Here is a 4,114-nt window from a genome sequence, read left to right as displayed (position 1 = left end):
GGCCTACCGCGCGGGCAACGTGGCGATCTGCAACGCGGTCGGCACCGGCGTGGCCGACGACAAGTCGATCTACCCCTACGTGCCCAAGATGATCGAGTTCTACCTGGGCGAGCAGCCGATCCTGAAGAACGTGCCCACCCGCGTGTGCCGCGACCCGGAGGACCTGGCCTACGTGCTGGCCCACCTCAAGGACCTGGTGGTCAAGGAGGTGCATGGCGCCGGCGGCTACGGCATGCTGGTCGGCCCGGCCGCGACGCAGGCCGAGATCGAGGACTTCCGCCGCGTGCTGATCGACAAGCCCGATGGCTACATCGCCCAGCCCACGCTGAGCCTGTCGAGCTGCCCGACCTTCGTCGAAAGCGGCATCGCGCCGCGCCACATCGACCTGCGGCCCTTCGTGCTGTCGGGCAAGCAGGTGCAGATGGTGCCCGGCGGCCTGACCCGGGTGGCGCTCAAGGAAGGCTCGCTGGTGGTGAATTCGTCCCAGGGCGGCGGCACCAAGGACACCTGGATACTAGAAGTTTGAAGAAGAGGACACCGACATGCTGAGCCGCACCGCTGACCACCTCTTCTGGATGTCTCGCTACACCGAACGCGCGGAGAACACCGCGCGGATGCTGGACGTCAACTACCAGACCGCCCTGCTGCCCCAGTCGGCCGAGGCCGCGCAGGTCGGCTGGCAGGGCCTCCTGACCATCAGCGAGCTGCTGCCCTCCTACTCCGCGCTGCACGGCAGCATCACCGCGCGCGAGGTGATGGAATTCATGGTGAAGGACGAGGACAACCCCTCCTCCATCGTCTCCTGCCTGAAGGCCGCGCGCGAGAACGCGCGCGCCGTGCGCGGCACGCTCACCACCGAGGCCTGGGAGACGCAGAACCAGACCTGGATCGAGGTCAACCGCATGCTGCGCGCGGGCGAATTCGAGCGCGACCCGGGGCAGTTCTTCGAGTGGGTGAAGTTCCGCTCGCACCTCTCGCGCGGCGTGACCGTGGGCACCATGCTGATGGACGAGGCGCTGCACTTCATGCGCATCGGCACCTTCCTGGAGCGCGCCGACAACACCGCGCGGCTGGTCGACACCAAGTTCCACGCCATCCAGAACGACTTCTACGGCGCGGCCAGCGAGCGCGACCAGGAGTTCGACTTCTACCACTGGAGCGCCATCCTGCGCAGCGTCTCGGGCTTCGAGATCTACCGCCGCGTCTACCGCGACGTGATCCGCCCGGAGCGCGTGGCCGAGCTGCTGATCCTGCGTGCGGACATGCCGCGCTCACTGCATTCCAGCCTGAACGAGGTGGTGACCAACCTGTCCTACGTGGTCAACGATGCAGCCAGCGCCAGCCAGCGCAAGGCCGGCAAGCTGCGCGCGGACCTGCAGTTCGGCCAGATCGACGAGATCCTGGCCACCGGCCTGCATGCCTTCCTCACGCAGTTCCTCGACCGGGTGAACGAACTGGGCGCCCACATCAGCCGCGAATTCCTGCTGCCGGCGACGGCGTGAAGAACGACAGGATGTCAATCGAAGGTGACCCCGCCCCAGCGCACACGTCCGATGACCGCGAAGTCTTGCTCCGGAGACTCCGAGCGCACCACGTCGAATGATCCGTAGGCGGCGTTCTCGTTGCTGATGCGCAGTGTCTTCCCCGGCAGGCGCTGGACCTTCTTCACGAGCAGCGCGCCGTCGATGCGCAGCGCATGGATGCCCTCCGTGGCCACGTCGCGCGCGCGCAGGTCCAGCAGCACCATGTCCCGGGAGTGGAGCTGCGGCCGCATCAACGCTCCCGTCACCGTGATCAGGGCGAGGTCGTTGTGGGCAATGCCCAGCACCCTTCTGACGTAGGCCACTTCGAAGGCGCGCATGGCGATCACCGCGTCCAGGTCGTCGAAGAGGTCCCCGCCCGTGGCGGCCTGCACGTCGAAGTGCGGCACGTAGACGTAGCCGCCGCGCTCCACCGCATGGAGCGCCCGGTCGATGCCGCCGACCATCTCCGCCCCCGTGAGCAGCCATTGCGCCGAGCATTGCCCGAGGAGTGCGATCCTGGTCAGGGTGTGGGCATCGGGCATGGTGTCTCCGCGCTCGAACTTGCCCACGGTATTCGGGTGCACGCCCAGAGCGTTGGCGAATTCATCGCGGCTGCGCCCTCCCCGGCAGTTCTTGATGCGGTGGCCTAGTGCGCGCGCATAGGCGACTTCTGCCGGGCCTGCATCGCGGCTCATCGGCCGCTGCTCCGCACCGACGCGGAGAAATAGGCTTGCGGCCTACATCCTAGTGTGTCCATGAACACATTAGAGCATGCGATGTTTCGCAAAAAAACACTTTAATGGTTGCAAAACAGGCGTAAATAGTGGATGCATCAGAACAGAACATGAAATTGTTCACGCAGACATTGCGGACACATACTTTGATGTCTATCATCTACAAATGGACACACAAAAGGGTATGCGTCACACCGACTGGCATCCTGCAGATGTCAAAGCCGCACTTGAAAAGAAAGATGTATCACTTCGTCAACTCGCGCATCGCCATGGCTACTCCCACTTTCAACGTGTTCTGACCTCTCCCTGGTGGGCCGCCGAGCAGATCGTCGCCAAGGCGCTGGAACTCAAGGCCGAGGACATCTGGCCCAGCCGCTACGAGTCATCGCGCGCCAAGGCCCAGAAACGCACCGTCAAGATCTCCGTCAGCCGAAGCGGGCGGATCCAGGCCCGGCGCTGATGCCCGATCCCTTGGGCCAGGCCCCTGCCGGCAACGATCACGAGAAAGCGACGTACGCACAACTGGAGCGCCAGCTTGCACTCTGGGCCAAGGTGTTCGATGCCTCGTCCGAGAGCATCGTCATCATGGACGAGCAGCAGAAGATCCTCAGCGTCAACAACGCCTTCTGCCGCAGCACCTCCTACGGCGCGCGCGAGGCCGTGGGCCTGGACTTCTCCACGCTGCTGGACGAGCCGGCGCACGGCCCGCTCGGGCCGCGCATTGCCGAGGCGATCGCCGAGCGCGGCGCCTGGCAGGGAGAGGCGGTGTTCCGCCGCGCGGACGGCGGCAGCTACCCGGCCTGGCTCATGATCTCCGCGGTGCGCGATCCGGAGCCGCACGGCGCGATCTCGCACTACATCGGCATCTCGGTGGACATCACCGAGCGCAAGCGCACCGAGGAGCACGTGCGCTTCCTGGCCGAGCACGACGTGCTGACCAAGCTGCCCAACCGCGCGCTGTGCATGCAGCGCCTGGGCGAGGCGCTGGCCGAGGCCGCGCAGAGCGGTGGCTGCATCGCGGTGCTGTTCATCGACCTGGACCGCTTCAAATCGATCAACGACACACTCGGCCACCACGTGGGCGACGCGCTGCTGCGCTCGGTCGCCGGGCGCATCACGCAGGCGGTGCGCGACAACGACACGGTCAGCCGCCTGGGCGGCGACGAGTTCGTGGTGGTGCTGCGCGGCGTGCGCGACGCGGACGACGTGCGCGGCATCGTCGAGCAGCGGCTGCTCCCGCTGGTCCGCGCGCCGCACGACGGGCGCGGGCACGAACTGCGCATCTCGTGCAGCGTGGGCATCGCCATCTACCCGGAGGACGGCGCCGATCTGGACGAGCTGATGCGGCGCGCCGACGCCGCCATGTACGAGGCCAAGGCCGCCGGCCGCGACCAGTTCCGCTTCTTCTCCTCTGCGCTGGACCGCCTGTCACGCCAGCGCCGCAGCATGGAGCAGTACCTGCGCCAGGCGGCCGAGCATGGCGAACTGCAGATGCACTACCAGCCGCGCATCGACGCCCATACCCTGCGCGTGGTGGGCGTGGAGGCGCTGATGCGCTGGCGCCATCCGGTGCTGGGCGACGTGCCGCCGGGCACCTTCATCCCGATCGCCGAGGAGACCGGGCTGATCCGCCCAATCGGCCTCTGGGGCCTGCGCCAGGCCTGCGCGCAGATGCAGCGCTGGCAGCATGCGGGCGGTGCGGATGGCTCTCCACTGGCCATGTCGGTGAACCTCTCGACCGCGCAGCTCGGCGACCCGGAGGTGCTGGACTTCCTGCGCGGCTTCATCGCGCGCAGCGGCACCGACCCGCGCCTGCTGGAACTGGAGATCACCGAGACCCAGCTCATGGAGTACGTC

General features: G+C 66.8%; 5 protein-coding genes. 4 read left to right on the top strand and 1 reads right to left on the bottom strand.

Going from position 1 to position 4,114, the window contains the following annotated elements; genetic code table 11:
* Both JHD63_RS21895 and JHD63_RS21890 read left to right on the top strand, forming a co-directional pair.
* On the top strand, positions 1–526 hold a 526-nt coding region (locus JHD63_RS21895), incomplete at its 5' end, for a circularly permuted type 2 ATP-grasp protein (RefSeq protein ID WP_198972904.1).
* A 16-nt stretch (positions 527–542) separates the two neighbouring features.
* A complete protein-coding gene (locus JHD63_RS21890; protein ID WP_198972903.1) occupies positions 543–1,502 on the top strand; it encodes an alpha-E domain-containing protein in 960 nt (319 codons plus the stop codon).
* A 14-nt stretch (positions 1,503–1,516) separates the two neighbouring features.
* Here JHD63_RS21890 and JHD63_RS21885 read toward each other — a convergent pair whose 3' ends face one another.
* Positions 1,517–2,218, bottom strand: coding sequence for an XRE family transcriptional regulator (locus JHD63_RS21885; protein ID WP_198972902.1), 702 nt, complete (start codon positions 2,216–2,218; stop codon positions 1,517–1,519).
* Between the two features lie 205 nt (positions 2,219–2,423).
* Here JHD63_RS21885 and JHD63_RS21880 point away from each other — a divergent pair, with 205 nt between their 5' ends.
* Complete coding sequence (locus tag JHD63_RS21880) at positions 2,424–2,717, top strand: helix-turn-helix domain-containing protein (RefSeq protein WP_198972901.1); 294 nt, start codon at positions 2,424–2,426, stop codon at positions 2,715–2,717.
* On the top strand, positions 2,717–4,114 hold a 1,398-nt coding region (locus tag JHD63_RS21875), incomplete at its 3' end, for a putative bifunctional diguanylate cyclase/phosphodiesterase (RefSeq protein WP_198972900.1). The genes JHD63_RS21880 and JHD63_RS21875, both read left to right, overlap by 1 nt.

This window comes from Xylophilus sp. ASV27 (assembly GCF_016428875.1).
Lineage (GTDB): Bacteria > Pseudomonadota > Gammaproteobacteria > Burkholderiales > Burkholderiaceae_C > Xylophilus.
Note: the sequence above shows the minus strand (reverse complement) of the source record. Positions and strands in the feature narration are given on the sequence as shown.